Source organism: Micromonospora sp. NPDC048898, from assembly GCF_043198035.1.
GTDB lineage: Bacteria > Actinomycetota > Actinomycetes > Mycobacteriales > Micromonosporaceae > Micromonospora.
Genome location: NZ_JBICUF010000004.1, coordinates 1 through 19,891 on the forward strand (window position 1 = coordinate 1; position 19,891 = coordinate 19,891).

A 19,891-nucleotide genomic window follows, 5' to 3' on the forward strand; every position below is an offset into this window, starting at 1 on the left:
CGTAACCCCGCAGACCTACACCTTCCACGCCACCATCACAACCTTCGACAAAGGGCTTGCCTCCAGGCCACAGCGCTAAACGCAACGGCGTTGACAACCAGGATCAAGCGCGATCTTCGTCTGACTTCGACCAACGCCGTGGCCGGCGGCGGCGGGCCCCAGCGGACAGCGGACAGCGGCGGACGGCTCGGGGAGGCGTCAGCGAGGGGCAGCCCGGGTAAAGCACCTACGGGTCCACGGGTTGCCGCTCATCCTCAGGACCGAGGGCGAGGTGGCCACCCCCTTCTACCGTGGATTGCAGACGCGGCGCACCGCCGCAGAGTGGGAGTACGACGATGAGTCGCAAACTGGTCCGGCCCCGCGAGGGGCGCATGCTCGCCGGTGTCTGCGCCGGCCTCGGTCGGCGGTTCGGCATGTCCGCCGGGATGGTCCGGCTGCTGTTCCTGCTGTCCCTGCTGCTGCCCGGCACCCAGGTGATCGTCTACCTGGTCCTGTGGGTGCTCATGCCGAACGAGGACCGCTACCTGGCCTCCACCCAGCACTGACCCGCGCCTCTCGCCGCGCGCCACCAGCGCCCCCGGCGAGGCCAGAACCCCTGACCATGAGGCAGCAACTTCACCGAAGTTGCTGCCTCACCAGCGTCAGAGGCAGCACCAGCCCCGACGTTGCGCAGATCTCGCCCGGCGAGCACCGGGCGACGCGGGCGATGCCCGAGCGGGACGGGGCGACGCGGGGCAGGGCGACGCGGGGCAGGGCGACGCGGGGCAGGGCGACGCGGGGCAGGGCGACGCGGGGCAGGGCGACGCGGGGCAGGGCGACGCGGGGCCCACGCGGGACGGGGCGGCGCCCACGCGGGACGCCGTTCCTATAGATCCACTCGGTTTGCTGAAACCCGGGGCGTCCGGGGGGCCGCGATACCCCGACTTCAATGAAGCCGAGTGGATCATGGCGGGCACGGCGCGCGAGACGTCTGCGGCGCGCGAGACGTCTGCGGCGCGCGAGACGTCTGCGGCGCGCGAGACGTCTGCGGGCCGGCGGCGCGGGGGCGTACCGGGGCGGGACTCAGCGGACGGGCGGCGGGGAGTACCGGAAGTACATGGTCACGAGAAGGGCAGCGCCCGCTCCGACGGACGTCGGGGCGGGCGCTGCGGGCGTGACCGGCCTGACGGGTCAGGGGGCCGTGTAGGTGATGGTGATCTGCTGGTAGCCGAGGGAGCGCAGCAACCCTTCCAGCATCTTGCGGGTGTTCTCCTCGGCGCGGGCGGAGAGCCCACTGTCGCGGGCGGCGGCGGTGATCCGTTCCTCGGCGAGCTGGTAGACCTGCTGTTGCCGGTTGGGGTCGTTGCCGACCAGGTCGCCGAGCCGGTTGAAAAGACCGCGCTGCTCCGCGAAGACGTAGCTCTTCTCCATGTCGAGGTTGGTCTCGCCGAGCTGCGGGGCGGGCAGCTTGATCTCGACGGACTTGCCGTCGGCGGAGGGGACGACGGCACCCTCACCGATCTTGGTGAAGTCGACGTACGCCTCGACACTGCCGGCCCCGACGAACAGGGTGCGCTCGTTGAGCAGGAAGTCCGGCACGTTGCGCCTGTCGTTCTGGGTGTCGACCACGACCTGGAAGTTGCCCTCCGCGGCCACGTAGCGGCTGAGGTCCTGGATCGACTTCAGCAGCGGTGGCTGGCTGCGGTCGGTCTGCTCCTTGGCGAACGGGTTGCGGAACTCCGGCAGGAGGCCGGTCGCCTGGATGCCGAGCAGCACCACCACGGCCAGCGCGGCAGCGCCGAGCAATAGGAGCAGGCCACGGGCCGCCCCGCCACCACCGCCGAAGCCACCGGCGGTCGGGCCGCCGGGGGGACCGGCAGGAGGGTCACCGGGGCCGCCGGGGCCACCAGAACCGCCGAAGCCGCCCGGCGTATCCGTGGTCGGCTCGGGTGTAGCGGTCGACCGCTCCCGGAGGTCGTCGCCGGTCGGGTAACCGGGAAACTCCCTCGTGGGCTCGTTGCTGCCAGCGTCGCGGGCCATCACGCTCACCGTCCTCGTCAGACACGTCGTCTGTCAATGACGGTACGGCCCCGCTACGACAGTCGCTCGTCGAGCGCCAGGACAGCACGAACGGGCAGGTCAGGCGAACGCGGAAAGCCCGGTGAGCCGTTGTCCGACGACCAGTTGATGGATCTCGGAAGTGCCCTCGTACGTCAGCACGCTTTCCAGGTTGTTGGCGTGCCGCATCACCGGGTATTCGCCGGAGACGCCGTTGGCGCCGAGGATGGTGCGGCACTGCCGGGCGATGGCCAGGGCCTCCCGGACGTTGTTCAGCTTGCCCACGCTGACCTGCTCGGGCCGCAGCCGTTGGGCGTCGGCGAGTCGACCCAGGTGCAGCGCGAGCAGTTGCCCCTTCACCAGCTCGACGGCCATGTCGGCGAGCTTCGCCTGGGTGAGTTGGAAGCCGGCGAGCGGGCGACCGAACTGGGTGCGCGTGGTGGCGTACGCCAGGGTGGTTTCCAGACAGTCGCGGGCGGCGCCGACCGCGCCCCAGACGATGCCGTACCGGGCCTCGGTGAGGCAGCTCAGCGGCGCCTTGAGCCCGACCGCCTCGGGCAGTTGGGCGTCCGCCGGAAGCCGGACGTCGTCGAGCACGATCTCGCCGGTCACCGACGCGCGCAGCGACATCTTGCGGCGGATCTCCCGGGCCGTGACACCGGGTGTGTCCATGGGTACGGCGAAACCGCGCACGCCCTCGTCGGTGCGCGCCCAGATCACCGCGACGTCGGCGATCGGCGCGTTGGTGATCCACATCTTTCCGCCGGTGAGCAGCCAGTCGTCGCCGTCGCGGCGGGCCCGGGTGGTCATCGAGGCGGGGTCGGAGCCGTGGTCCGGTTCGGTCAGGCCGAAGCAGCCGATCGCCGCGCCGGTGGCCATCGACGGCAGCCAGCGTTGCTTCTGCTCCTCACTGCCGTAGCGCCAGATGGCGTACATGGCGAGCGAACCCTGCACCGAGACCAGGGAACGGAGGCCGGAGTCCCCGGCTTCCAGCTCCTGGCAGGCCAGCCCGTACGCGACGGCGGAGGCGCCCGCGCAGCCGTAGCCGGTCAGGTGCATGCCGAGCAGCCCGAGTTTGCCGAATTCGAGGGCCAACTCCCGGGCCGGGACCCGGCCGTCCTCGTACCAGTCGGCGACGTGCGGTCGCACCCGGTCGTCGACGAGTTGGCGGACGACGTCGCGGATCTGCCGCTCCTCCTCGCCGAGCGACGAGTCCAGGTCGAGCAGATCGAGGGCAGTCATGCCGTCACCTTAACGAAGCCTCAGCCGACGACGCAGCCTCAGCCGACGACGCTCACTCGATCGGCCCGGAGAGCACCAGCACCCGCGCGTGGATCTGGTTGCGCTGTTGCAGGGCGGCGCGCAGGGCGCGGTGCAGCCCGTCCTCCAGGTAGAGCCCGCCGTTCCACTGCACGACATGCGGGAAGAGGTCACCGTAGAAGGTGGAATCCTCGGCGAGGAGCTTGTCGAGCGCCAACTCGCGCTTGGTGGTGATCATCTGATCGAGGCGCAGCGGGCGGGGCGGGATCTCCGCCCACTGCTTCAGGGTCAGGTTGTGCTCCGGGTAGGGACGCCCGTCCCGGACCGCTCTGAAGATCACGACGGCACGCTCCCCTCCCCGTGGCCGGGCCGACCGACAGCGCCGAGCCGGGCCGCGGCGGGCACCGCGCGGCGCGGCACCGATGACCGTGCCAGCCTAGCCGCCCAGCGCGCGCTACGTTCTGCTCCCTGATGTCAGTTTCGCTACCGGTCGTCCGATCCGCATTCGGACGAACGGGACGCCGCGCTCAGCTCCACCGGCCGCGCCGGACAACCTCGTCCACTCCACGACGTCCACGGCGCAGCGACGGTGACCGATGGTCGGGTGCCCGGTAACCGATTGTGACGGCACCGATGGGCTGATACTCCGCCGGCACCCCGAACGCGTCCCGGTAACTGGCCAGCCGCTGCGGGGCGATGCCGAAGAAACACGCCCCCAGCCCCTCGTCCACCGCGGTGAGCAACATCAGCAACGTCGCGAAGCCGGTGTCCACGTGCCAGTACGGCACCGGCCACCGCTCGGTGGACCGGTCCGTCCAGCCCTTGTCCGGTTCGGCGTAGCGCCGCAGGTACGCCGACTCGTTGGCGTGCGGCACCACGATCAGCGGCGCCCGGCGCATCCCCGCCAACCAGCGCTCCCGTCCACCGCCCTCCGGGGTGGTGGCCGCCCAGAACCGCTCCCGGTCGGCCGGCTCCTCCAGCACCAGGAAACCCCAGCCCTGGGCGAACCCGGCCGACGGGGCGCGGATCGCGTGGTCGAGCAGCCGATCCACCACGTCGGGCGGGACCGGACGGTCCGGGTCGTAGTTGCGCACCATCCGCCGACGTCGGACGACCTCGGCGAACTCCATCAGGCCCCGGGCCGGATGCCCCAGGCACCCCGCCAGGTCGTACCGGGCTTGAGCGTGAGCAGGTCCTTGCCCGACCGGAACGCGTCCGGCGGGCAGGTCATCGGCTCGATCGCCACCGAACGGCGGTGCCGCGCACCGGTGAGCGCGTCCCCGGTGAACACCTGCCACCAGCCGAACTCGGCATCGGCCCAGATGCTCACCCCGGTCGAGGAGTCCGGCGCGGCCAGGCTCACCGACGAGCCACCGTCGGCGTCGCGGATCACCTCACCGAAGCAGGAGTCCAGCACGGCCGCGCCGATCCGGCGGGGGCTGGTCCAGTCGTACTCGGTGCCGGCCACCGGGGTCACTCCGATCGGCAGCAGCCGACCGTCGACGAGCACCCGGCTCCGGGTGGGCAGCCGCAGGACCAGGTCGTCGACCGCGACGCCCGGCAGTTGCAGGTACGGGTGCACGGAGAAGCCGAACGGCACCGACTCGCCACAGATGTTCGTCACCTCGTGCTCGGCGCGCAGACCGTCCGCGCCGATGCTCCACCGGCTGAGCAGCCGCAACGGCCACGGGTAGCCGGGCTGCGGCGGCAGGTCGTAGCCCAGGGTCACCGCGTCCGCCGACTGCTCCAGCAGTTGCCACGGCACCCAGTTGACAAGCCCGTGGATCGCCACGTGCCGCTCCGGCTCGGTCAGCGGGAGCTGGTGCGTCCGCTCGCCGAACGAGTAGCGGCCATCGCTGATCCGGTTCGGCCAGGGTGCCAGCACCTGCCCGGCGCAGCCGGGGCAGACCTCGTCGGTCTGGTACCCGTCGACCAGGTCGACACCGTCGTGCCGGTACGTCCGGAGCCCACCACCCACCTCCACGATGACGGCCTCGTGGCCGGCGGCGGAGATGGTCCACTGGGCACCGGAGAACGCGCGCTGCTCGGGGCTTTCCATGTCGGCGACCCTAACCGGTCAGGTCCGGTCCCCGCTCGACGCCGCCGCCCGGTAGCGCAGCAGTGCCGGGAACGCGACCGCGAGCACCACGACGAGCGCCGCCGAGGCGAGCCCGCCGGCCACCCAGGCCACCCCGCCACCGAACCCGGCGGCCATCGTGCCGGCCCGCAGGTCGCCCAGCCGCGGGCCACCGGCCACCACCACCATGTTGACGCCCTGGAGCCGGCCGCGCATCCGGTCCGGTGCGTAGACCAGCAGCATCGACTGCCGCAGCACCGCGCTGACCAGGTCGGCGGCACCGGCCACGGCGAGCAGCAGGACCATCAACCAGAGTTGGTGGGCCAGCCCGGCCGCGGCGATGGCGATCCCCCAGGCGACCACCGCGACCACCAGGCCGAGGCCCTGCCGGCGGAGCCGGCCGATCCAGCCGGAGGTCAGCCCACCGATCATCGAGCCGATCGCGATGGCGCTGTAGAGCAGGCCGACCGCTGCGCCGCCACCGAACCTCTCGTGGGCGATCTCCGGGAAGAGCGCCCGCGGCATCGCCAGGATCATCGCAATCAGGTCCACCCCGAAGGAGAGCAGCAGCACCGGCGTGGTGGCCAGGTAGCGGAAACCGTCGACCACACTGGCCAGGCCGGCGCGCCGGGGCTCACCGTCGGCGGTCGGCTCGGGCGGCAGCGCGGGCAGCCGCAGCGCCGCCCAGAGCATCGCGGTGAACAGCACCGCGTCCAACCCGTACGCGATCGGCAGGACCACCGTGGTGTCCGGCGACGCGGCGAGGATCAGGCCGGCGGCGAGCGGGCCGGCGACCGACGCGGCGGTGAAGGTCGTGTAGTTCAGGGTGGTGGCGGAGGCCACCAGATCGTCGGGCACCAGCCGGGGCAGCATGGCGCTGCGGGCCGGCGAGCTGATCGCGAAGGCCACCGACTGCACCGCCATCAACGCCAGCAGCAGCACCGGGCTGCCCACGTTGAGCAACGCCTGGACCAGCAGACCGAGGGTGGATGCCCAGAGCAACAATGAGCCGCCGAGCAGCACCGCACGGCGGTCGCGGGCGTCGGCGACCGCACCGCCCCAGAGCCCGAAGACCAGCAACGGTACGAAGGCAGCCACACCCAGCAGGCCCACCCAGAACGAGTCCCGGGTGAGGGCGTACATCTCCACCGGCACCGCGACGGCGGTGAACTGGAAACCGAACATCGCCACGGTGTTGCCGAGCCAGAGCCGCCGGTACGCGGGCACCCGCAGCGGACGGACGTCGATCGCCCAGCGGCGCGCCCCGCGCGACCGGGCCTCCCGCACACCCGTCACGGCGCCAACCGCTCGACGGTCCAGCCACCCTCGTCGAGGCGGCGGAAGCGGAGCCGGTCGTGCAGTCGGCCGGCCCGACCCTGCCAGAACTCCACCGACTCGGGTCGCACCCGCAACCCGCCCCAGTGCGGCGGGGTCGGGATCTCGGCCTGGTCGGCGAACCGCTCCGCCGCCTCCTGGTACCGCTCCTCCAACGCCGCCCGGCCGGACACCACCTGTGACTGTGGGCTGGCCCAGGCACCCAGTTGGGAGCCGCGCGGCCGGCTGGCGAAGTAGGCCGCACTCGTCGCGCGGTCGACGGGTGCGACAGGGCCGGCGACCACCACCTGCCGCTGCATGGGAAACCACGGAAAGACCAGGCTGGCGTACGGATTGGCGGACACCTCGACGCCCTTGCGCGACTGGTGGTTGGTGAAGAAGACGAAGCCCTCCGGGTCGTACCCCTTGAGTAGCACCGTCCGGCCGCTCGGCCGGCCGGTCGAGTCGGCGGTGCCCACCACCATGGCGTTCGGTTCGGGTAGCCCGAAGGCCACCGCGTCGGCGAACCAGCTGTCGAACTGGCTGTGCCAGTCGGCGGCCAGGTCAGCCTCGATCAGGCCCAGGTCCGCGGCGTACTCGTTACGCATCGCGGCCGGGGCGGGTGTGTCGCCCGTCACGTCCCCACTCCTTCTCGGCAGGTCCGCCGGCACCCTCCCGCGCTGGCCAGCCCGCCCCGCCCAGTCTCACCGAGTCCGCCAGAGAATGCGCGTCCGGGGATGTCGCGTGCAGCACAGTCGCTGTGGGTCGCGTATCCGGTCACTCAGCAGGCAAGATGTTGCGAACACATCCCTGATGGTCGCCTAGAGGGCGCTCGGCCGACCGGGCCGGATGAGCCGACCGGGCGCACCGACCAGATCCAGGAGAGCGACATGGCCGATTTCAAACCCGGGCTGGAGGGCGTCGTCGCCTTCGAGACCGAGATCGCCGAACCCGACCGCGAGGGTGGCGCGCTGCGCTACCGCGGGGTCGACATCGAGGATCTGATCGGTCAGGTGTCGTTCGGTAACGTGTGGGCGCTGCTCGTCGACGGTCGGTTCGGGCCGGGTCTGCCTCCGGCGGAGCCGTTCCCGGTGCCGGTGCACTCCGGCGACATCCGCGTCGACGTGCAGTCGGCGGTCGCCATGCTCGCCCCGTACTGGGGGCTCAGCCAACTGCTGGACATCTCCGACGAGCAGGCTCGCGAGGACCTCGCCCGCGTGTCGGTGACCGCGCTCTCCTTCGTCGCCCAGTCCGCCCGGGGCCTCGGCCTGCCGGCGGTGCCGCAGAAGGAGATCGACAAGGCGCAGACCATCGTCGAGCGGTTCATGAAGCGTTGGCGCGGCGAGCCCGACCCGCGGCACGTCAAGGCCGTCGACGCGTACTTCATCTCGGCCGCCGAGCACGGCCTGAACGCCTCCACCTTCACCGCGCGCATCGTCGCCTCCACCGGGGCGGACGCGGCGGCCTGCATCTCGTCGGGCATCGGTGCCCTCTCCGGCCCGCTGCACGGTGGCGCGCCCTCCCGGGTGCTCACCATGCTGGAGGCGGTGGAACGCAGCGGCGACGCGGAGGGTTACGTCAAGGGCGTGCTCGATCGCGGCGAGCGGCTGATGGGCTTCGGCCACCGCGTCTACCGCGCCGAAGACCCACGGGCCCGGGTGCTCCGGCGCACGGCCAAGGAGTTGAGCGCACCGCGCTTCGAGATCGCCGAGGCGCTGGAGAAGGCGGCGCTCGCCGAGTTGCAGGCCCGCCGCCCGGACCGGGTGCTGGCCACCAACGTCGAGTTCTGGTCGGCCGTCGTACTGGACTTCGCCGAGGTGCCGGCGCACATGTTCACCTCGATGTTCACCTGCGCGCGGATGGGCGGCTGGAGCGCGCACATCCTGGAGCAGAAGCGCCTGCAGCGGCTGGTGCGTCCGTCCGCCCGCTACGTCGGCCCGGAGACCCGCAAGCCGTCCGACGTCGAGGGCTGGGCCGCCATCCCGCACGGCGTCTGACCTGTCCCGAAGGGCCCTTCCGCCACGCCTGACGTGGTGGAGGGGCCCTTCGGCACGTCAGCCGGGCGGTTGCCGCCGAGGTGTGGCGAAGGACTCAGCCCAGTCCTCGGGGGCCCGGCTTGCACCGATGGGTCCGAGTGCGAGGATGAGGGCCGGCAGTGTCGCCGGGCCCGCCCTCGCCCTTGCGGAAGGATCTTCAAGACCGTGGCTGACGCACCGACCATCCGGATTCCCGATGACCTCAAGCCCGCCGACGGCCGTTTCGGTTGCGGCCCGTCCAAGGTCCGCCCAGCGGCGGTGTCCGCACTCGCCGAGGTCGCCACCAGCTACCTGGGCACCTCGCACCGGCAGAAGACGGTCCGCGACCAGGTGGCCCGGCTGCGCTCCGGCATCGCCGAGTTCTTCGCGCTGCCCGAGGGTTACGAGGTCGTGATCGGCAACGGCGGCACCACCGCGTTCTGGGAGGTCGCCACCTTCGGCCTGGTCCGCGACCGGGCCCAGTTCGCCAGCTTCGGCGAGTTCGGCGCCAAGTTCGCCAAGTCGGTCAAGGACGCGCCGTTCCTCGGTGACCCGACCGTCCGCAAGGCCGAGGCCGGCAGCGCGCCGAGCCTGGTCGCCGAGTCCGGTGTGGACGCGTACGCGACCCCACAGAACGAGACCTCCACCGGCGTGGCCGTGCCGATCAGCCGGGTGGCCGGGGCGGACGAGGGCTCGTTGCTGCTTGTCGACGCGACCTCCGCCGCGGGCGGCCTGGACGTCAACGTCGGCGAGACCGACGTCTACTACTTCGCTCCGCAGAAGTGCTTCGGCTCCGACGGGGGCCTGTGGCTGGCCCTGATGTCACCGGCCGCACTGGAGCGCGCCGCCGAGATCAAGGCGTCCGGGCGCTACATCCCCGCCTTCCTCGACCTGGTCACCGCGATCGACAACTCGCGGCTGGAGCAGACCTACAACACCCCGGCGCTGGCCACCATCTTCCTGGCCGCCGAGCAGACCGACTGGATGAACGCGCAGGGTGGCCTGTCCTGGGCGGCCAAGCGCACCGCCGAGAGCGCCGCCACGGTGTATGGCTGGGCGGAGCGGTCCAGCGTGGCCACCCCGTTCGTCACCGACCCGGCGCTGCGGTCCAACGTGGTCGCCACGATCGACTTCGCCGACGGGGTGGACGCCACCGCGATCGCGAAGGCGCTGCGCGCCAACGGCATCGTCGACACCGAGCCGTACCGCAAGCTCGGTCGCAACCAGTTGCGGGTGGCGCTGTTCCCGGCCGTCGAGCCGGCGGATGTCGAGGCGCTCACCGCGTCCATCGACTACGTCATCGAACGACTCTGACGTTCGTCACGGTCGGTGTTCGTGGGGGCCTCCACGGACACCGACCGTGATCATCGTTGCAGCTCAGTCGCGACATGCCGGGTGTCGCTTCCCCCACCCCGAGACAGATGCGCGTACGGTGGTCCGAGACGCCTGGGTGGCCGACTCGTGGCGTGCGGCCAGCGAAGCGGGACGGAGGCAACGCTATGCGCCCAGTACGCTTCGTCGCCCTCTCCGAGGACGGCCATGCCCTGGTTCTCGCCGACGAGGTCGGGCGGTTGCTCGCCCTGCCGATCGACGACCGGATCTCGGGGGCGTTGCACGCCGAGCCCGGTGCGCCGCCGCTGCCGGCGGCTCCGACGACCGTCGACCCGGCTCCCTCGCTGTCCCCTCGGGACATCCAGGCCCGCATCCGCTCCGGTGAGTCCGCCGAGGACGTCGCCCGGATCGCCGGGGTGCCGGTCGACCGGGTGCTGCGCTATGCCGGCCCGGTCCTCCAGGAGCGGGCGATGCTCGCCCAGCACGCCCGCCGCACCCGGCTCAAGGGCGCGGAGAAGCCCACCCCGCTCGCCGAGGTGGTCAACGGTCGGTTGAGCCAGCACGGCATCGACACCGAGAAGATCTCCTGGGACGCGTACCGGCGGGACGACGGCACCTGGCGGATCATCGCCACCTGGCCGTCCGGCAAGGCCACCGCGCAGGCCATCTGGGATCTCGACAAGACCCGGCAGTCGGTCGCCCCGCACGACGACATGGCGCAATACCTGTGCGCCGAACGGCCCACGCCGATCCTCGGCCAGGAGCCGGCACCGGAGCGGGGCGGGCACGGCCTGCCCGGTCCCTCGCGCGGCGAGCCGAGCCGTGGTGGGCACGGGTTGCCGGCGGCGTCCGAGCATCCGCGCCCGGGCCGGGATCCGATCCGGGCCGGTCGGGACGCGCTGCTCGCCTCACTTGACCGCCCACTGGGCGCCTCGTCGGGTCGTGGCCTTGAGCCGCGTACCCCTGCTGCTCTTGCTGGTTCGGACGCGCCTCGGCAGCGGCCGGTCGGCGGGGGTGCCGCCGCACTGCTCGGCGGTGGCCAGGGGTCGGCCTTCGACGACGACTCGGACGCGCCCAAGGAGGTGCCAGCCGTGCCGTCGCTGGCGGTGCTGCGGCCCCGCCGCACGGGCGCGGCGGCGGCCGCCGGTGGCGAGTCCACAGATGCCAACGGCAAGCCCCGCAAGCGCCTGCCGAGCTGGGACGACGTGCTCTTCGGCAGCGGGCCGGCGGCGCGCGAGTCCTCCTGACGCTGCGCGTCGACGGGTGGTGAACGGCCACCCGTCGACGCGAGGCAGGGCGGTGTCGAGTCACCTCACCCGTCACCCCCTACACCGCAAGCAGGCTGCCGAGCCGATAGCGCAGGGCTCGCGCCTGACCGACGGACAACAACACCCGCACAGCCGCCGTACGGTCAGTGACAGACAACGCGACGATCGTTTCGGCCGTCGGAGCGAGTGTCTGCACCAACCACACCGAGACGATCGACGGCTGCCGCCGGTCGTCGTCGATCAGGGCGACCTGAGACCAGTGTTCGCCGCGCCGGTCGCATCCGTTCCGCTCACACCATCGGGGATGACGACTCGCGGCCGCCAGGGCACCCGTGGGGTAGACGTGCACATATCCGCATGGCCGTTGCAGGTCTGTGTTCATCGAAGTCGTCGAAGAGGTGAATCCCGCCGCAGCGATGGCATCGGCGGCCGCGTCCGGGTGCGCGGGGCAGACGTAGACCGCGCCGTCCAGGGATCCAGCGCCCGATTCGTCGATGGCGCTGTACACCTCGATCCGGATGGTCGCTGACTCTCCACAGTCGGCCAATTGGAAGGGTAGATCGGCCACGAGTTGCACCTCCGATGTGCGATCACGTCCCCGAGAGGCGTCTGCCCGACGATAAGCATTGCCCAATGCAGACGATAGTCTATTTGGCCAATCGATGGAAGATGTCGTTTGGCCTAGCTGCTGCCCCGATTCGTTTGGCCTACAGAGGCCCCAGCAAAGATGGCCAAGTGGATCTCGAACGGGCTATGCACGCACTGAGGGCCGCCGAAGAGGCGCTACCCCAGGCGGAAGATCAGGCCGCACGTGCCGCCCGGCAGATCAAGGCCGAAGCTCGGACTCGGGTCGAGAAGGCGCGCACGGAGTTGCACCGTGCCATGGCGGCGGAATACCGGGCCGGTGTCCGCCAAGTGGATCTCGTCAAGCGGACCGGCTACAGCCGAGAACGGGTCCGCCAGATCCTGCGGGCCGCCGGCATTGAGGCGGACTAGCGGAACTGCCGCAGGACGAGGCACGCCCAGTCCGAGTCCCGCCCTCTCGACGGCGACACGGACTGGGCGTACCCAGGAAGTGCTGGCCTCGCCCTCTACAGCAGGCCATCTCGCAAGGTCCCCGCCGCCTGGTCAAGGGCAGCGACCTCGCGTACGGCCTGGGCGACGGCCGGAAAGTCCTTCTTGAGGATCGCGCCGTGGTTGCTGGTGACCTTCGCGGTGATCTGGATGTGCGGGTTGCGGGCGGTTACCGCGTCGAGGCTGGCACGGATCGTCTCCTGCTCGTCGCCGCGGCTGCCGAGGGACGTGCCGGAGGCGACGACGTACCGCACCGGCACGGTGATGCCGTCGAGCACCGGGCCCAGCTCGCGCTCCCGGGAGAGTCTGCCCAACTCGATGTTGCTGTCCGCCATCTGGGCGGCATTCATTCGCGGGGTCAGCCCGGTGGGGCGCAGCAGCGGCATGAACACGTTCATCCGTCGGAACATCTTCCGGATCCGCTGCTCCATGGCCTCGTCGAGCCAGTCGTGCGGGAACGCGCCGTCGACCAGGACCGCACCGAGAGCGCGCTCCGGGTTCCGGTTGGCCCAGTGCGCCCCGACGACCGCCCCGTAGGACCAGCCCACCACCAGCGCGCGGTCCACCTTGCTGGCGGCGAGTACGGCGTCGACGTCGCGGACGGCGGCCGCGAAGGAGTAGTCCGTCGAGCGCTTCGACTTCCTGCCGCGAGCCCGCTCGTCGTAGGTGATGTGCCGCCAACCGGTGCCCAGGTCGGCGATGACCCGACGCCAGTACCCCTGGGTGGCGAACTGACCGTTGAGGTAGACCACGGGGACACCGGGACCGCCGGTGTCGGTGACGGCCAGGGCCGTGTCGTCGACCGGCACCAGGCCGGTCCACGTCGAACTGGTCGCGGACATGCTGTTGTTCGTCATCGTGATCCGTCCTGTTCAGAGGCTGCGGGCGGCGATGTCGCCGTGGGCGGTGGTGGCGCGGATGTCGAGGGCGGTGGTGCCGTCGTTGCGGAGGGCGTTGCTGACCCGACCGTGGCCGGTGCCGGCGTCCAGCGCGGCCGAGACGCCGGCGGCGGCAGCGATCGAGATGTCGCCGGACTGAGTGGTCAGCACGACGGCGCCGCGTACGGCTTCGGCGATCCGGATGTCGCCCCTGGTGGTGCTGATCTCGGCGGGGCCGGTGAGCCGGCCGACCTGGACGTCGCCGTCGATCGCGGTGAGGCGGACGCTCGCCGCCTCATCGATCTTGATCTGGCGGTACGCGCCGTCGAAGATGACGTCGCCGAGGCGCCCGACACCCCGCAGCTCGGCGCTGGCGGCCTTGGCGTCGATGCGGGAGTCGGCGGGCAGTCGGACTGTCACCTCCAGCGATCCGGAGGGGCCGACGAGCGGGCTGCCGGGGGTTGCGGCGGTGATCCGCAGGACGCCGTCGGTGTACGTGACGGTGGCCTGTTCGGCGGCCCTGGTGTCGCGGCTCCTGGTCGGGTCGGTGGGCAGGATCTCGACAGTGGTGTCGACGCGGTCCGCGGCGATGAGCTGGATGCGCCCGGCGGGGATGTTCAGGATGGCGGAGATCGGGGCGGGGGTGTCGAACGTCTGCATCATGCTCTCCGGTGCTCGTACGTCGTTTCTGATACCGGAAACGCTACGTTGCTTTCCAATAGCAGGCAACAAACTCGTTGCGTCCGGGAGAAGCTTTTGCAGCTCAGGATACCCATATCATTGCAACAAGGCTGCCGCCTAATGCAACGGTCGGCACCACGCCTGTTGCAATGAGCCAGAAGTGAACGCTATCGTGAAGGGGTCACGGGGCCGCCACGAGGGATCACCAGGGAGATCAGGTGCCGGGAGGCCGACTCACCCAGCAGGAACGCCAGCAGATCGCGCTGGGGCTTGTCGACAGCCTCCCCTACGCGGAGATCGCGCGACGTCTCGACCGACCCACCTCGACGATCACCCGCGAGGTGATGCGCAATGGCGGCCCCCTGGGCTACCGCGCCGACCTGGCCCACCGCGCCACCGAACGCCGCGCCCACCGGCGCAGGCCAGCCTCCTCCCGCCCGACGGAAGCGGCCCTCCCGCAGCACGGGCGCGACGCCGAGGCCCTGGCCGACTACGAGGAGGCGTTCACCACCGTCCTCATGGCATCGGGTCTGAACAAGATGGGGGCACGCGTGTTGACCTGCCTGTTCATCACCGACGCGGGCACCCTCACCGCGGCCGAGCTCGCCCAGCGCCTTCAGGTCAGCCCGGCGTCCATCTCCAAGGCGATCACCTTCCTGGAGGGTCAGAGCCTGGTCCGCCGCGAACGCGACGAACGCCGCCGCGACCGCTACGTCGTCGACAACGAGCTCTTCTACCAGGCGACGATCGCCAGCGCCCGAGCCAACGACCAACTCGTCGCCACCGCGCGGCAGGGCGTCGCCCTCCTCGGTGCGCACACCCCGGCCGCCGCCCGCCTGGAAAACATCGCCCGCTTCCTCGACTTCATGAGCGAGAGCATCGTCCGCGCCGCCGAACAGGCCCGCGAAGTCCTCCGCAGCGGGCCCGAGACTGCCGCCGCCCCACCGATCGCGGCCCAGGGACAGGTGCCCGTGCGGGTCGTCGCGCCGACGGCACCGGATCAGAGCGGCCAGGCGGCGAGCCGGTCGTAGCGCGAGCCTCGGGAGTCGAGGCGGCTGCGCACCAGCAGCAGCTCGGTCGCCGGCCACTCCGGACCCTGGTAGTCGTCCAGTGCGGCCCGGTCGGCCTCGACGTCGGCCGGGTCCATCCGATCGCCGGGCCGGGCCACGGTCAGGTGTGGGCGAAACGGCCTGGCGTCGCACGGCAGCCGAGCCTGTCGCAACCGGGACCGGACCAGCCCGGCCAGCACGTGCAGCGCCTCGACCTCGCCGCGCAGGCCCACCCAGAGCACAGTCGACCGGCCCTGACCGAACCGGCCACCGCCGCCGAGGCGGAGCCGGGCCAGGGCGTGCCGGCCGGCACGGAACCCCTCGGCGGCCAGCCCGAGCGCACTCCGCACCTCGACCAGCCGGGCCGCCTCGACGTCGCCGAGGAAGCCCACGGTGACGTGCAGATGGGCCGGATCGGCGAGCCGGACGTCGGTGCCGGCGGCGGACGCCGCGCCGACCCGTAGCCGCGCGACCCGCGCGCCGAGGTGGCCGACCGACTCGGAGGGCGGGTAGACCGCGACGAAGAGCCGCAACCGGCGCTCAGCGGTGCCGTTGCCAGTGCCCGGCTCGGGCCGCGGGCAGGGCCAGCCCGGCCGCGTGCAGCACACCCTCCACCCGGACCCGCTCGATCTCCTGGTCGACGCCCTCCAACTCGGCGAGGTGTTCGGTGATGCCGAGGGCTCGGCAGGCCAACCGGAGCCGATCGTCGTACGCCTGCAGGAGCGCGCCGTGCCAGACCGTCGACCGGCCGGTGCCACCGAGTCGCTGACCACCGAGGCGGCGCAGGTCGGCGGCGAGCTGCTCCAGGGGCCGACGGCCGACACTGTCGAAACCACTCAGGTCGATGTCCCGGGTCAGCGCGTCGGCCTCGACGGCCCGGTCGAGACGGGCGATGGTGCGCTTCTCCCGTCTGCGTTCACGCCACTCGGACCAGCCGCAGACGACCCGGTCGAGGATCTCGTCATAGCAGAAGAGCAGCGCGATCGCCGCCGGCAGACTGGCGACGGCAAGGAACGCCAGGGCCAGCATCAGCGCGCGTCCGACTCCCACGTATCGACGCTAAGCCCAGTCGTGCCGTCCCGCCAGCGATTTGGCCGCATCCGCGCAATCCGTACAACGAGACTGCCGCGGTTGCTTCGCCAAACCTCAGCAGTCAGCGGAGGTCACGTAGAAGCGGGGCATCGGGAGCACCCGGAAACGCAGCCGGGCACCGGAGCGGCGCAACTGCCAGGCGAGGGCGATCAGCGCGGCGGCCAGTGAGATCAACGCGCCCATCCAGATGCTGGCCCCGGCACCGAAGTGCTCCGCGACCCAGCCGATCAGCGGCGCGCCGACCGGGTTGGTGCCCAGGAACACCAGCACCCACAGGGACATCACCCGACCCCGGAAGGCGGCGTCCACGCCCAACTGAACCCGCTGGTTGGCGGCCTGGGCGAAGAAGACCATGAAGAAGCCGGTCGGCACCAGCAGCACCACGACCAGCCAGTACACCGAGGCGAGGCCGACCAGGGTGCCGAAGCTGGCGCAGGCGATCGCCGCACCGAGCACCAGCCAGACCGACGGGCGGCTGCGCCGACCGGTGCCGCTGAGTGCTCCGCCGAGCGCGCCGACGGCCAGCGCCGTGCTGAACAGGCCGAAGGAGGCGGCACCGGTGTGGAAGACCGTCTTCGCCAGCGCGGCAAGGGTGAGCTGGAAGTTGAAGAGCGACATGCCGATCACCGACATGACAGCCATCGGCAACAGCAGGTCGGGCCGACGCCACACGTACCGCAGCCCGTCGATGACCCGTGCGGACGCCCGCTCGTCGCGCGGCAGCAGGGCGTCGCGGTGCAGGTCGGCGGTGCGCATCCGGACGACGTTGACCAGGGGCGCGATCGAGCTGACGGCGGTGAAGAGGAACACCGGGCCGACGTCGAACGCGGCGATGGCCAGGCCGGCGACGGCCGGGCCGACGATCCGGGCCGAGTTGAACACGGCGGCGTTCAGCGACAGCGCGTTGGGCAGCAGTGGCGTGCCGACGAGTTCGGAGACGAACGCCTGCCGGACCGGGGTCTCCACGGCGTTGGCCGTGCCGAGCAGCGCGGCGAAGGCGAACACGTGCCAGAGCTGCACCAGGTCGGTGAGGACCAGCAGGGACATGCCGAGCGCCAGCAGGCTCCAGAAGGCGTTGGCGGCGAAGAGCAGCACCCGCTTGTCGTACCGGTCGGCGAGCCGGCCGGAGAGCAGGGTGAGCAGCAGCACCGGGGTGAACTGGCAGGCGGTCACCACGCCGAGCGCGGTGGCCGAGTTGTTGGAGAGGTCGAGGACGAGCCAGTCCTGGGCGATGAACATCATCCAGACGCCGATCAACTTGATCAGCTGCCCGGATGCGAAGAGCCGGTAGTTGCGGACCTGTAGGGACTGGAACATCGTGCTCAGCTTGGCCTGCACTCTTGGTGCGCCTCCTTAAGGACGTACGCGTCATCGACAGGTGACGGCACGGACCCGGTGGCGCGGGTGCGGCTCAGGCGCGAGCGAGCTGCTGGAGAATCTCGGCGGCCCTCTGCAGGGTCTCCCGTTCGTCCTCGTCGAGCGCGGCCAGCCGGTGGGCCAGCCACTCGTCGCGGGCCCGCTCGAACTGGTCGAGCACGGCGTGCCCCCCTTCGGTCGCCGCCAGGATGACCTGCCGACCGTCGGTCGGATGGGGTGTCCGCCGCACGAGGCCGCGGTCCTCCAACTTCCCGACGATCTTGGTCATCGTCGGTGGCTGCACCCGTTCGACATCGGCCAGCTCCCGGGGGGTCATCGCACCCGCCAGCCGCAGGCTGGTGAGCGCGGAGACCTGGGTGACCGTGAGGTCGCCGACCGGTCGGGCCTGGCGGACCCGCCGGTTGAGTCGGGTGATCGCATCACGCAACTGGGGGGCCAGCTGCGCCGGTGGCACGCGTTTCGCCGTCACCGTCCGCTCCGTCACAGTAGTTAGCTTAACTAATGAGCATGGCTAACGACATCGGTTATGACCAGGCTCACGAGGAGGTTAGTGCTGTTCCGGGCGGGGAATCCTGTTCGATTCCCCGCCCGGACGCGGGTCAGAGCACGAGCGTCTCGATCGGCCCACGCAGGAAGTACAGCACGAACAGCGCGGCCACCCCGTACAGCAGCGGGTGCACCTCGCGGGCCTTACCCCGGGCCAGCTTGAGCACCACGAAGGTGATCAGGCCGGCGCCGATGCCGCTGGAGATGGAGTAGGTGAACGGCATCAGCACGATCGTGAGGAACGCCGGGATGGCGATCTCGTAGTCGGACCAGTCGATCGTCCGAACCGCGGTCATCATCAGGAAACCGACCACCACCAGGGCCGTCGAGGCCGCCTCGAACGGCACGACCACCACCAGCGGCGCGAGGAACATCGCCAGCAGGAAGAGCACGCCGGTGACCAGGCTGGCCACACCGGTCCGCGCACCCTCCGCGACACCTGCGGCACTCTCGATGTACGACGTGTTGCTGGAGGTGCTGGCCGCACCGCCGGCCGCCGCGGCGATCGAGTCGACGAGCAGGATCTCCTTGGTACGCGGCGGGGTGCCCTGCTCGTCGAGCAGGCCGCCCTCCTGGCCCACCGCCACCATCGTGCCCATGGTGTCGAAGAAGTCCGTGATCAGCAGCGTGAAGACGAACATCAGCACGACCACCCAGCCGGCGCGCCCCCACGAGTCGAGCACGTTGAACTTGCCGAGCAGCGACAGGTCCGGCAGGTCCACCACCGTCTTCGGCAACTCCGGCACGTTCAGCGCCCAGCCCTTCGGGTTGGGCTTCCCGTCCACGAACGACGGGCCGATGTTGCCGACCGCCTCCACGATCACCGCCAGCACGGTGGAGGCGAGGATGCCGATCAGGATCGCACCCTTCACCCGGCGCACCACGAGTACCAGCGTGATCAGCAGACCCACCACGAAGACCAGCAGCGGCCAGCTCACCAGCTTGCCGCCGATGCCCAGGCCGACCGGGACCGTGGTGTTCGCGGCGTCCGGGAGCCGCCGGACGAAGCCGGCGTCCACCAGACCGATGATGGTCAGGAACAGACCGATACCGACCCCGATCGCGGTCTTCAGCTGCGTCGGCACCGAACGGAACACCGCGGTCCGCAGACCGGTCAGCACCAACACCGCGATGAGCACACCCTCGATCACCACCAGGCCCATCGCGTCGGCCCAGGTCATCTCGGGAGCGATCTCGTACGCGACGAGCGCGTTCACACCCAGACCGGCGGCGAGCGCCAGCGGGAACCGGCCGACCACACCCATCAGGATGGTCACCAGGCCGGCGACCAGCGCGGTCGCGGCAGCCAGCGCGGCAATCGGCAGGGTCTTGCCGTCACCGTCGACGGCGCCGCCCAGAATCAGGGGATTGAGCACCACGATGTACGCCATCGTGAAGAAGGTCGCCAGGCCACCGCGCACCTCACGGCTCACCGTCGAGCCACGGGCGGAGATCTCGAAGAACCTGTCGAAACCGTTACGGGGATGAGTGGGAGTAGGAGGTGTGCCGTTCTCGGGCGGCGCTACGGCCATCGGGTCCTCGCAGGTGATCTTCTGGTTGTCGCGCGCATCGTCCCAGATCACGAGTGGGCAGGGGAAGTGGATCGCGTACGCTTGCCAAATGCCGAACGAGCAACCACCGCGGCCCGCACCACTGGACCCGCCGATGGTGCCGTTCGCTCTCGCCGGGTTGGTCGCGTGGGCGGTGGCCGGGCTGGTCCTGCTGATCTTCTTTCGGGGCTGGCTGACCGACCACGGTCACCAGAACTGGCTCTGGACCTGCCTCGCCGGTTTCCTGTGGGGCTTCCCGGGTCTCGCCGTGATGCTGCGCCACGACGCCAACCGCCGCCGGCGACGCGCGAGCTGACCCCACCACCGCACCCGGGTCGCCC

22 protein-coding genes are annotated in these 19,891 nt (G+C 70.9%); 7 read left to right on the forward strand and 15 right to left on the reverse strand.

Annotation, left to right across the window (positions count from 1 at the left end):
• Window positions 1–335: 335 nt before the first annotated feature.
• Window positions 336–545 (forward strand): PspC domain-containing protein, encoded by a 210-nt coding sequence (locus ACGFIQ_RS13135; protein ID WP_088951236.1) that lies wholly within the window; start codon window positions 336–338, stop codon window positions 543–545.
• Window positions 546–1,170: 625 nt separating this feature from the next.
• On the opposite strand, the gene ACGFIQ_RS13140 is transcribed toward ACGFIQ_RS13135, so the two are convergent.
• From ACGFIQ_RS13140 to pdxH, 7 genes are all read right to left on the reverse strand, one after another.
• A complete protein-coding gene (locus ACGFIQ_RS13140; RefSeq protein ID WP_393243223.1) occupies window positions 1,171–2,019 on the reverse strand; it encodes a DUF4230 domain-containing protein in 849 nt (282 codons plus the stop codon).
• Window positions 2,020–2,118: 99 nt separating this feature from the next.
• Window positions 2,119–3,279: an acyl-CoA dehydrogenase family protein gene (locus ACGFIQ_RS13145; RefSeq protein ID WP_393243225.1), complete on the reverse strand. Its 1,161-nt coding sequence runs from the start codon at window positions 3,277–3,279 to the stop codon at window positions 2,119–2,121.
• 52 nt (window positions 3,280–3,331) lie between these two features.
• Window positions 3,332–3,637, reverse strand: a complete 306-nt coding sequence (locus ACGFIQ_RS13150; protein ID WP_091395231.1) for a type II toxin-antitoxin system VapB family antitoxin — start codon at window positions 3,635–3,637, stop codon at window positions 3,332–3,334.
• Window positions 3,638–3,824: 187 nt separating this feature from the next.
• Complete coding sequence (locus tag ACGFIQ_RS13155; RefSeq protein ID WP_393243227.1) at window positions 3,825–4,427, reverse strand: nitroreductase family protein; 603 nt, start codon at window positions 4,425–4,427, stop codon at window positions 3,825–3,827.
• Window positions 4,427–5,356, reverse strand: a complete 930-nt coding sequence (locus tag ACGFIQ_RS13160) for an aldose 1-epimerase family protein (protein ID WP_393243229.1) — start codon at window positions 5,354–5,356, stop codon at window positions 4,427–4,429. Before ACGFIQ_RS13160 ends, ACGFIQ_RS13155 begins: the two co-directional genes overlap by 1 nt.
• Window positions 5,357–5,374: 18 nt before the next feature.
• Window positions 5,375–6,670, reverse strand: a complete 1,296-nt coding sequence (locus ACGFIQ_RS13165) for an MFS transporter (protein WP_393243231.1) — start codon at window positions 6,668–6,670, stop codon at window positions 5,375–5,377.
• Window positions 6,667–7,296, reverse strand: a complete 630-nt coding sequence (pdxH, locus tag ACGFIQ_RS13170; RefSeq protein ID WP_393243994.1) for a pyridoxamine 5'-phosphate oxidase — start codon at window positions 7,294–7,296, stop codon at window positions 6,667–6,669. Before pdxH ends, ACGFIQ_RS13165 begins: the two co-directional genes overlap by 4 nt.
• 282 nt (window positions 7,297–7,578) lie before the next feature.
• Between pdxH and ACGFIQ_RS13175 the strand changes: the two genes are divergently transcribed.
• From ACGFIQ_RS13175 to sepH, 3 genes are all read left to right on the forward strand, one after another.
• The gene (locus ACGFIQ_RS13175) at window positions 7,579–8,685 is read left to right on the forward strand and encodes a citrate synthase 2 (RefSeq protein WP_393243233.1); all 1,107 of its coding nucleotides are present in this window, start codon (window positions 7,579–7,581) and stop codon (window positions 8,683–8,685) included.
• A gap of 204 nt (window positions 8,686–8,889) precedes the next feature.
• Window positions 8,890–10,017 (forward strand): phosphoserine transaminase, encoded by a 1,128-nt coding sequence (gene serC, locus ACGFIQ_RS13180; RefSeq protein ID WP_393243235.1) that lies wholly within the window; start codon window positions 8,890–8,892, stop codon window positions 10,015–10,017.
• Between the two features lie 185 nt (window positions 10,018–10,202).
• Window positions 10,203–11,282, forward strand: coding sequence for a septation protein SepH (sepH, locus tag ACGFIQ_RS13185; RefSeq protein WP_393243236.1), 1,080 nt, complete (start codon window positions 10,203–10,205; stop codon window positions 11,280–11,282).
• Window positions 11,283–11,361: 79 nt separating this feature from the next.
• Here sepH and ACGFIQ_RS13190 read toward each other — a convergent pair whose 3' ends face one another.
• Window positions 11,362–11,811, reverse strand: coding sequence for a hypothetical protein (locus tag ACGFIQ_RS13190; RefSeq protein WP_393243238.1), 450 nt, complete (start codon window positions 11,809–11,811; stop codon window positions 11,362–11,364).
• Between the two features lie 227 nt (window positions 11,812–12,038).
• Here ACGFIQ_RS13190 and ACGFIQ_RS13195 point away from each other — a divergent pair, with 227 nt between their 5' ends.
• The gene (locus ACGFIQ_RS13195) at window positions 12,039–12,299 is read left to right on the forward strand and encodes a hypothetical protein (protein WP_393243240.1); all 261 of its coding nucleotides are present in this window, start codon (window positions 12,039–12,041) and stop codon (window positions 12,297–12,299) included.
• A gap of 95 nt (window positions 12,300–12,394) precedes the next feature.
• Here ACGFIQ_RS13195 and ACGFIQ_RS13200 read toward each other — a convergent pair whose 3' ends face one another.
• Window positions 12,395–13,234: an alpha/beta fold hydrolase gene (locus ACGFIQ_RS13200; protein WP_393243242.1), complete on the reverse strand. Its 840-nt coding sequence runs from the start codon at window positions 13,232–13,234 to the stop codon at window positions 12,395–12,397.
• 15 nt (window positions 13,235–13,249) lie between these two features.
• Window positions 13,250–13,918: a DUF4097 family beta strand repeat-containing protein gene (locus ACGFIQ_RS13205; protein WP_393243244.1), complete on the reverse strand. Its 669-nt coding sequence runs from the start codon at window positions 13,916–13,918 to the stop codon at window positions 13,250–13,252.
• 236 nt (window positions 13,919–14,154) lie between these two features.
• On the opposite strand from ACGFIQ_RS13205, the gene ACGFIQ_RS13210 reads away from it, so the two are divergent.
• A complete protein-coding gene (locus ACGFIQ_RS13210; RefSeq protein WP_393243246.1) occupies window positions 14,155–14,967 on the forward strand; it encodes a helix-turn-helix domain-containing protein in 813 nt (270 codons plus the stop codon).
• Here the strand turns inward: ACGFIQ_RS13210 and thpR are convergent.
• From thpR to ACGFIQ_RS13235, 5 genes are all read right to left on the reverse strand, one after another.
• Window positions 14,937–15,518: an RNA 2',3'-cyclic phosphodiesterase gene (thpR, locus tag ACGFIQ_RS13215; RefSeq protein ID WP_393243248.1), complete on the reverse strand. Its 582-nt coding sequence runs from the start codon at window positions 15,516–15,518 to the stop codon at window positions 14,937–14,939. The genes ACGFIQ_RS13210 and thpR overlap by 31 nt on opposite strands.
• A gap of 7 nt (window positions 15,519–15,525) precedes the next feature.
• Window positions 15,526–16,035, reverse strand: a complete 510-nt coding sequence (locus tag ACGFIQ_RS13220; protein ID WP_393243250.1) for a hypothetical protein — start codon at window positions 16,033–16,035, stop codon at window positions 15,526–15,528.
• 96 nt (window positions 16,036–16,131) lie between these two features.
• Complete coding sequence (locus tag ACGFIQ_RS13225) at window positions 16,132–17,415, reverse strand: MFS transporter (RefSeq protein WP_393243252.1); 1,284 nt, start codon at window positions 17,413–17,415, stop codon at window positions 16,132–16,134.
• Between the two features lie 73 nt (window positions 17,416–17,488).
• Window positions 17,489–17,938 carry a MarR family transcriptional regulator gene (locus ACGFIQ_RS13230; RefSeq protein WP_357251878.1) on the reverse strand — a complete coding sequence of 150 codons (450 nt, stop codon included), beginning with the start codon at window positions 17,936–17,938 and terminating at the stop codon, window positions 17,489–17,491.
• Window positions 17,939–18,053: 115 nt separating this feature from the next.
• Window positions 18,054–19,532, reverse strand: a complete 1,479-nt coding sequence (locus ACGFIQ_RS13235; protein ID WP_393243996.1) for an NCS2 family permease — start codon at window positions 19,530–19,532, stop codon at window positions 18,054–18,056.
• Between the two features lie 88 nt (window positions 19,533–19,620).
• Between ACGFIQ_RS13235 and ACGFIQ_RS13240 the strand changes: the two genes are divergently transcribed.
• Complete coding sequence (locus ACGFIQ_RS13240; protein WP_393243254.1) at window positions 19,621–19,866, forward strand: DUF2530 domain-containing protein; 246 nt, start codon at window positions 19,621–19,623, stop codon at window positions 19,864–19,866.
• The last annotated feature ends 25 nt before the right edge of the window (window positions 19,867–19,891 follow it).

Coding starts and splice junctions, on each gene's coding strand:
- ACGFIQ_RS13145 (WP_393243225.1), bottom strand. CDS start 3,279: ATGACTGCCCTCGATCTGCTCGACCTGGACTCGTCGCTCGGCGAGGAG.
- ACGFIQ_RS13205 (WP_393243244.1), bottom strand. CDS start 13,918: ATGATGCAGACGTTCGACACCCCCGCCCCGATCTCCGCCATCCTGAAC.
- ACGFIQ_RS13135 (WP_088951236.1), top strand. CDS start 336: ATGAGTCGCAAACTGGTCCGGCCCCGCGAGGGGCGCATGCTCGCCGGT.
- ACGFIQ_RS13235 (WP_393243996.1), bottom strand. CDS start 19,532: ATGGCCGTAGCGCCGCCCGAGAACGGCACACCTCCTACTCCCACTCAT.
- pdxH (WP_393243994.1), bottom strand. CDS start 7,296: ATGCGTAACGAGTACGCCGCGGACCTGGGCCTGATCGAGGCTGACCTG.
- ACGFIQ_RS13240 (WP_393243254.1), top strand. CDS start 19,621: ATGCCGAACGAGCAACCACCGCGGCCCGCACCACTGGACCCGCCGATG.
- ACGFIQ_RS13200 (WP_393243242.1), bottom strand. CDS start 13,234: ATGACGAACAACAGCATGTCCGCGACCAGTTCGACGTGGACCGGCCTG.
- ACGFIQ_RS13155 (WP_393243227.1), bottom strand. CDS start 4,427: ATGGAGTTCGCCGAGGTCGTCCGACGTCGGCGGATGGTGCGCAACTAC.
- sepH (WP_393243236.1), top strand. CDS start 10,203: ATGCGCCCAGTACGCTTCGTCGCCCTCTCCGAGGACGGCCATGCCCTG.
- ACGFIQ_RS13160 (WP_393243229.1), bottom strand. CDS start 5,356: ATGGAAAGCCCCGAGCAGCGCGCGTTCTCCGGTGCCCAGTGGACCATC.
- ACGFIQ_RS13175 (WP_393243233.1), top strand. CDS start 7,579: ATGGCCGATTTCAAACCCGGGCTGGAGGGCGTCGTCGCCTTCGAGACC.
- ACGFIQ_RS13140 (WP_393243223.1), bottom strand. CDS start 2,019: ATGGCCCGCGACGCTGGCAGCAACGAGCCCACGAGGGAGTTTCCCGGT.